Source organism: Flavobacterium sp., assembly GCF_046317795.1.
Lineage (GTDB): Bacteria > Bacteroidota > Bacteroidia > Flavobacteriales > Flavobacteriaceae > Flavobacterium.
The window spans coordinates 1-6,276 of sequence record NZ_JBKCVI010000200.1 but is presented as its reverse complement, the minus strand read 5'-3'; the positions used below and the strand labels follow the sequence as shown (position 1 = coordinate 6,276).

Sequence of the window (6,276 nt, the reverse complement as noted above, 5' to 3'; positions counted from 1 at the left end):
GTTAGGTCAAGCTCGTGATGGTCGTTTACACATTTTGGGTAAATTAACCGAAACTATTGCTACACCAAGAGCCGATGTTAAAAAACACGCTCCTAAAATTATCATGAGAACCATTCCTGGAGCTTTTATTGGTGCCTTGATAGGTCCTGGCGGAAAAGTGATTCAAGAATTACAAAAAGCTACGGGAACGACTATCGTTATCAACGAAGTGGATGAGCAAGGTGTGGTTGAAATTCTTGGAACAGATCCAGACGGAATTGCAGCTGTCTTAGCTAAAATTGACTCTATCATTTTCAAACCACAAGTGGGCGAAGCTTATGAAGTGAAAGTCATCAAAATGTTAGATTTTGGTGCGGTTGTAGAGTATACCGAAGCACCAGGAAACGAAGTATTGCTTCACGTTTCTGAGTTGGCTTGGGAACGTACAGAAAATGTTTCGGATGTCGTGAATATGGGCGATGTTTTTCAAGTGAAATACCTTGGTGTTGACCCAAAAACCAGAAAAGAAAAAGTGTCAAGAAAAGCACTTTTGCCAAGACCTCCGAGAGATGAAAATGCTCCTGCGAGAGAAGATCGCGGTCCACGTCCGGAGAGACGTGATGACAGAAAATAATATTTTTTGCAGATAAAAAAGGAAACCCCAATTCATGAATTTGAGTTGGGGTTTTTGGTGTATTAAAAACCTAAATTTGAAATGTTTTTCCAGTTTGTTATTAAGGTTCCATCGCTGCGATTTTGTTCTTGAATACCGGAATAAATTAAAACGGCTTTGTTCATTTTGCTCAAATGATTCCAGTATTTTAAATTCTTAAAAAAATCAGAATTAATTGTTTTACTCGATTTTATCTCTATCGGAGTAAGTAAATTTCCTTTATCTATTATAAGATCAATTTCATGACCTGTTTTATCCCTCCAGTAAAAAAGAGGAGGATTTATTCCTTGATTTGTATATTTTTTGACCATTTCAATAACAACCATTGTTTCAAAAATAGCACCTTTCAAAGGGTGATTTTCCAATTGTGAAATAGTTGAAATTCTTAAAAAAGAACAAACTAAGCCAGTGTCATAAAAATATACTTTTGGTCTTTTAACTATGGTCTTATTATAATTCTGAAAATGAGGTTTTAATAAGTAAATAATAAAACTACTTTCTAATATTCCGATCCAAGATTGAACCGTTTTTAAATCGACACCAACTTCATTGCTAATGGAAGTTAAATTCAACTCCTGACTTGTTCTTCCTGCTAAAACGCTCATGAACTTCTCAAAAATCAACAAATCTGAAACATTTTTAATTTGACGAACATCTCGTTCAATATACGTTTTGATATAATTTGGCACCCAATCTAATGAACTAATTCTTTGGTCATAAATTGGCGGATAAAAACCATTTACCATTACTTCCTCATCCGTTTCTGGTAGTAAATTTTCTGACAGTAATTCCTTTACCGAAAAAGGGAGTAAGTTTAAATAACCAACTCTTCCTGCCAGTGATTGCGAAATACTTTCTTGTAACAAAAAATTATTTGACCCTGTTAGTATAAACAACCCTTTTTGATTACTATTATCCAAAATTTCTTGCAAGTATGAAAATAGCAATGGGGTTCGTTGCACTTCGTCTAAAATAGCTCCGTTTGGAAGATTTTGCAAAAATCCTCTAGGGTCTTCCAACGCAAAATTTCTGGTATCGGGATTTTCTAGAGATAAATAGGGTTTTTCTGGAAATGTTACTTTGACTAAAGTAGTTTTTCCTGATTGTCTAGGGCCAATGACTGCTATTGCTTTAAATGTGTCTCCTAGTTGTACTAATTTATATTGTGCTTCTCTTTGAATCATAGTGCAAATATAGTATAATTATGGAAAAATGTGGAATTGAATTCCATATTTTTCCATAATATAAGAAAAGCACTTTTACCAAGACCTCCAAGAGATGAAAATGCTTCTGCGAGAGAAGACCGTGGCCCACGCCAGAAAAGACGTGATGATAGAAAATAATATTTTTTGCAGATAATAATGGAAACCCCAATTCAATAATTTGAGTTGGGGTTTTAACTTAATGTAAGTATATAGTTTTAATTTTTATTTACTTGTTTGGTTTTTTATGAGATTTTTTTAACTTTTGTTATACCATTATCCTATTTTAAAAAATTAATTTTACAACACTATTTTAATTCACAAAAATGTCAAAAACCGTTGGTATAATTGGAGCTGGAATTGGAGGTCTTGCATTATCAATTCGACTAGCCAATCAAGGGTTTAAGGTAACCATTTTTGAAAAAAATAGTTATCCAGGCGGTAAACTAAGTGAACTTAAAATGGATGGATTTCGATTTGACAAAGGTCCATCATTATTCACAATGCCTTCGTTAATAGATGAATTGACTAATTTGCAAAGGAGTGCTCATCAATTTGAATACCAGAAATTAGACGTGATAACCAACTATTTTTATCCAGATGGAACGCAACTAAAAGCATCTGCTAATTTGGAAGAATTTGCAGAGGAAGTACATTTAAAATTAAATGAAAAAAAAGCAACTGTTTTAAAACACATCAAGCGCAATGCCTTTTATTTTAAAACTACCGAGGATTTGTTTTTGAAACAATCGCTTCATCAACTGAAAAATTTTATCAATCTTAAGACGGTAAAAGGTATATTGTTTTCCCCATTCTTAGGTTTATTCAGTACAATGAATAATAAAAATGAACAAACATTTTCCAATCCAAAAACGGTACAATTATTCAATCGATTTGCAACCTATAACGGCTCCAATCCCTATAAAGCGCCTGCCTTGATGAATATGATTTCGCATTTAGAATTTAATCTTGGGGCTTATCTACCTATAAAAGGCATGCATCAAATTACAACCCATTTGGTCAAACTTGCAGAAGAGGCCAAAGTCACTATCAATTATAATGCAACGGTTGAAACTTTAGAGGTAGGATCTAATAACCGCATATCCGCAATAAAAAGTAATGGCGTCAGTTATCCTTTTGATATTGTGGCAAGTGATGTAGATATTCACTTACTTTACAAGTATTTGTTACCAAAATCTTTTACGCCTAAAAAACTAATTCAACAAGAAAAATCAAGCAGTGCTTATGTTTTTTATTGGGGAATAAACAAAGAATTTGCTGCATTAGGACTGCATAATATTTTGTTTAGTGATGATTATAAAAAGGAATTTGATTATTTATTTTCAAAACAATTTCCGACTGATGATCCTACAATATACATCAATATTACTTCAAAATATTGCAAAGATGATGCACCAGATGGTTGTGAAAATTGGTTTGTAATGGTTAATGTCCCGCATAATAAAAACGAAAGTATCAATTATGCTGCAGCTATTAGAAAGGATGTTGTTGCCAAAATTAATTTGATGTTGAAAACAGATATTGAAAAACACATTATTACAGAAAGTATCTTAAATCCTATTGATATAGAAAACCAAACTTCTTCGTTTGGTGGATCACTCTACGGAAACTCTAGCAACAATAAATTTGCCGCATTTTTACGACATGCCAATTTCTCTTCAACTATAAAAAATTTATATCTTGTAGGAGGAAGTGTGCATCCTGGCGGAGGTATTCCGCTGTGCCTTTATAGTGCGAAAATTGCCAGTCAAATCATAGTAGAACAAGAAAAGAAATGATAAAAACATATAAATCCTATTTATTATATTTCTTGATGCTGGTCTATGTTTCTGGCTCAATTGGGTTTGTTGTTAATCCACCTTTTTTTAGTCCTTTTACCCCGTATACCTTATTACTTACTTGTTTTGTTTTTTTAATTCATAGTCCAGTATCAGTCAAAAAATTCATATTCGCCTTTTTTTCTGTTGCATTTTTAGGTTTTATTATTGAAGTAATTGGCGTAAAAACTGGGTTAATTTTTGGAAAATATTCATACGGTAATGGCTTAGGCATTAAATTTCTTGAAGTTCCACTAATTATTTCTATCAATTGGGCGATGCTTATTTTTGCCGGAATTACGACTGTTAGTCGTATCTTTGCCAATAAAATTACTGTTTTGATTGTTGCTTCTTTACTAGTTACAGGTATTGATTTACTGATAGAGCAAGTGGCACCAAAACTTGATTTTTGGCAATTTGAAGGTGGATTACCTGGTTTACATAATTATTTGGGTTGGATCGGAGTTGCGTTTTTTATATCGTACTTTTTTTATCCCACGATTATAAAAGGCAATCGCACTGTTTCATTAATAATATTGATTTTACAAATTATATTCTTTACTTCTTTATTTATATTTATTTAACATGGAAATAATAATTAACTGTAGCATAGTTTTAATTACTTTTATACTAACTGAATTTTCAGCATGGGCAAATCATAAATACATCATGCATGGATTTATGTGGTATTTTCATGCTGATCATCACAAAAAAGACCATAAAAGTTGGTTTGAGCGAAATGATTTGTTTTTTCTTATTTATGCTGTACCAAGTTGGTTACTCATTATGTTTGGAATGATGCACCAATATGCTTGGTACACTTGGGTTGGTTTTGGTATTTTACTTTATGGATTAGCGTATTTTTTTGTACATGACCTCATCATTCACCAGCGTTTTAAAGTTTTTACAAAAACAAAAAATGTTTATATTTTAGCGTTGCGTCGAGCACACAAAATGCATCATAAAAACACGGGTAAAGAAGGTGGCGAAAGTTTTGGAATGCTAATAATAAAAAGAAAATATATTGACGCTGCAATGAAGCAATCTAAAACATTAGCTGCATCATAGACTAAAACGAATAGCTACATTCTAAATATTCGATGCACATACGCAATATCAGTTCTTGACAATTTTTAATCAAAGCTCATTGATGATAAAATTGCATATTTTATAAACAAAACTCAAATGAGCCAAATAACGACTTGTACTTTTTTTAAACTCGATAGTTTTAGCAAAAAATTTTGGGCGCTTACACAAATGCAATTGGGTCACGCGCATTTAAAAAATATTCAGGGTCTAGTATTTTATAAACTACTAGGTTCTGGAGCTGAAAATGGTTTTAGTTCAAAGCCCAACTTTGGAACCTATGCCTTACTAGGCATTTGGGAGTCAGAGAGCCATGCTACTAGTTTCTTTGAGAATAATTCATTCTTCAAAAAATACAGTTCGAAAAGTTCGGAGTCATTTACCGTTTTTGCACACGCAGCAGAAGCTCACGGAAAATGGGACGGAAAGCAGCCATTCGTTTCTCATGCCACTTTGGCTATAGACAAGCCCGTTATGGTTTTAACAAGAGCCAGTATTAGGATTTCAAAATTGATTTCTTTTTGGAGAAAAGTGGGTAAAGTGAGTAAAAGTTTAGAAGATTACGAGGGATTAGCGCTGTCAATTGGTGTTGGCGAATGGCCTTTAATACAACAAGCTACGCTAAGCATTTGGAAAACGCAAGCCGAAATGATTGATTATGCCTACAAAAATGAAAAACATAAAGAGGTTGTGCGTCTTACTAGAAAACTCAAATGGTATAAAGAAGAGCTATTTGCAAGATTTATTCCTTATAAATTTGAAGGCAAATGGAAAGGTAAAAATGTTGCGAATTTTTTGAAGGATTAATAATATTTTCCAAATCTTATTTTAAAGTATTTATGGGTTTAAACTATCCCTATTTTTTAACTAGTCTTTTGTTATCTAAAAACTGATTTTTTTGTTGAGTTTTTGTTTTGAAAACCTATCAGGGGGTTTTATAATGTTTTTTTAATTTTATTTCAACTTTTTCAATGCCTCAAGTGCATAAGGATTAGCCGGATCAAGTGTTAAAGTTTTATTCAACAACTCAATTGCTTTTGCTTTGTCAGAATTAGCATAAAAAGAAGCTATGTTGTTATAAGCCTCAACAAGTTTATTTTTATTTTTATCAACGTCTTTTCTTACTTCTTCTTGGAATATTTTATCATTAAAATCATTTAATGTGCCTTTATAAAGTTCAAGATAATTAACTTCAACCTTTGCATCGGCATCTTTTAAAGCCTTATTCCATTTACCAAAAAAAACGGAGATATAATCCTCATAATATTTTGCCATCAAATCATCTTTCTCCAATAAATTATTGGTTCTTGCTCTAAACAAGTAAGCATCTTGTGTTGTTGGAGAAGCGGTGATTACATTTCCGAAAGCTGTATCTGCTTTTTGCAAAGCAATTGGGTCTGGTTTTACGACATCTTTTCTGGTATTATCATAATATAATGAATTCCCTAAATAAAAATTATCGAGTAAATAATTCTTTGATGTAGGGACTGTTACAGCA

The 6,276-nt window shown here is 32.4% G+C and carries 7 protein-coding genes and 1 pseudogene; 6 read left to right on the top strand and 2 right to left on the bottom strand.

Annotated elements, in window-relative coordinates; translation table 11 throughout:
- A partial coding sequence (locus tag ACK5ON_RS11765) for a KH domain-containing protein (RefSeq protein WP_409822696.1) occupies positions 1–613 on the top strand: 613 nt, incomplete at its 5' end.
- Positions 614–675: 62 nt separating this feature from the next.
- On the opposite strand, the gene ACK5ON_RS11760 is transcribed toward ACK5ON_RS11765, so the two are convergent.
- Positions 676–1,836: an ATP-binding protein gene (locus ACK5ON_RS11760; RefSeq protein WP_409822693.1), complete on the bottom strand. Its 1,161-nt coding sequence runs from the start codon at positions 1,834–1,836 to the stop codon at positions 676–678.
- Positions 1,837–1,872: 36 nt separating this feature from the next.
- Here ACK5ON_RS11760 and ACK5ON_RS11755 point away from each other — a divergent pair, with 36 nt between their 5' ends.
- The 5 genes from ACK5ON_RS11755 to ACK5ON_RS11735 all read left to right on the top strand — a co-directional run bounded on the left by ACK5ON_RS11755 (position 1,873) and on the right by ACK5ON_RS11735 (position 5,585).
- Complete coding sequence (locus ACK5ON_RS11755) at positions 1,873–1,995, top strand: hypothetical protein (RefSeq protein WP_409822691.1); 123 nt, start codon at positions 1,873–1,875, stop codon at positions 1,993–1,995.
- Between the two features lie 185 nt (positions 1,996–2,180).
- Positions 2,181–3,653, top strand: a complete 1,473-nt coding sequence (crtD, locus tag ACK5ON_RS11750; protein WP_409822688.1) for a 1-hydroxycarotenoid 3,4-desaturase CrtD — start codon at positions 2,181–2,183, stop codon at positions 3,651–3,653.
- Complete coding sequence (locus tag ACK5ON_RS11745; RefSeq protein ID WP_409822685.1) at positions 3,650–4,276, top strand: carotenoid biosynthesis protein; 627 nt, start codon at positions 3,650–3,652, stop codon at positions 4,274–4,276. The genes crtD and ACK5ON_RS11745 overlap by 4 nt, the downstream gene beginning before the upstream one ends.
- A gap of 1 nt (position 4,277) precedes the next feature.
- A complete protein-coding gene (locus ACK5ON_RS11740; RefSeq protein WP_396175125.1) occupies positions 4,278–4,760 on the top strand; it encodes a carotene hydroxylase in 483 nt (160 codons plus the stop codon).
- Positions 4,761–4,877: 117 nt separating this feature from the next.
- Positions 4,878–5,585 (top strand): DUF3291 domain-containing protein, encoded by a 708-nt coding sequence (locus ACK5ON_RS11735; protein ID WP_409822682.1) that lies wholly within the window; start codon positions 4,878–4,880, stop codon positions 5,583–5,585.
- A gap of 147 nt (positions 5,586–5,732) precedes the next feature.
- Here ACK5ON_RS11735 and ACK5ON_RS11730 read toward each other — a convergent pair.
- Positions 5,733–6,276: pseudogene (locus tag ACK5ON_RS11730) on the bottom strand (hypothetical protein); the annotation flags it as partial.